Genomic DNA, 1172 nt, shown 5'->3' with positions numbered 1-1172 from the left:
TAACAAGTGACTATGGCTCTGAGTCAACCGCTTAGGCCATATTTCCCTCCCAGGCAGTACCATTTCGTACCATGCTGTTGAGGATAACAATCATCTTGCGCATACATGCCACCAGAGCAACCTTCGGCCGTTTGCCGGCTGCTCTGAGTCGCTCATAGTAGTCTTTAAATTTCTTGTTGCACTGGATGGTCGACATCATCGCCATAAACATAACAGTGCGTATTTGATGGCGGCCACCACGTATTCGGCGAAGGCCCTGATAGCGACCGCTCTCTCGGTTGATTGGTGCCACCCCGACTAGCGCGGCGATCTCTTTGTTATTCAAGGTACCGAGTTCTGGAAGGTCGCTAAGTAATGTGTAGGCCATGACCTTGCCGACACCGGGTACACTTTGGAGGATTTCATTTTTCTCTTTCCAGTCATCGGCTTGGGCGATCATGCCATCAAGGGCTGTATCAATCTTATCGATCTGCGCTTTGATGGCTTTTAGTATGGCATTGATACTGGTGCGCAGCTCTTTGGGCATGATGGAGAGACGGTTCTTCTCCATTGTCTGCATCTCCATCAACTGCCGCCGGCGAACCAGTAAATCACTGATTTTTCTGTCGTTTTCCGGCGCCACAGCTGTTTGGGCAGGCTTGATGCTCTCGCCAAAGTGGGCGATCAGCTGAGCATCGATCTTGTCTGTTTTCGCGAGCTGCCCAATGGCTCCAGCAAACCGCCGTACATGAAGAGGATTGGCGACAACTACAGGTAGCTTATGTTTTGCAGCGGCGAACACGAAGGTGTGCTCCAGGCGGCCTGTGGCTTCAATAACGATGCGCGTTGGCCGATGTGCTTTGATGCGCCTAATAGCTTCGCGAACACCTTTCGCATCGTTGCTGACAGCAAAGTATTCGCCAAGAGGGCGGATATAGATATCGAGCTGGGTCTTGCCGGTATCTATACCGACATTGACTTCATTGTCTTGTGAGTGGTTCATTGGTAAGTTAACTCTTGCTTGCTATACGAGCTCGAGGCCCTGATGACTATTCGAGTTGTTACTTAGAGTTTATGCGGTGTTCCCACTTGTTAACGGTCTCTCGACAGAGGAGCCAGGCAGGCATCGAACTACCGCATAAAAGGCCTCTGGTTGCAGCCAGAGGTGGGCCTCAATTTTGCCCGTTTGAGTG

General features: G+C 51.0%; 1 protein-coding gene. It reads right to left on the bottom strand.

The annotated features are described in order from the left end of the window. Positions 1-31: 31 nt before the first annotated feature. Entirely contained in the window at positions 32-982 is a 951-nt protein-coding gene (locus tag LC093_RS20205) for an IS110 family transposase (RefSeq protein WP_226669313.1), read from the bottom strand. Positions 983-1172: the final 190 nt, after the last annotated feature.

The sequence above is a fragment of the Microbulbifer aggregans genome (genome assembly GCF_020524005.1).
Lineage (GTDB): Bacteria > Pseudomonadota > Gammaproteobacteria > Pseudomonadales > Cellvibrionaceae > Microbulbifer > Microbulbifer aggregans_A.
Note: the sequence above shows the minus strand (reverse complement) of the source record. Positions and strands in the feature narration are given on the sequence as shown.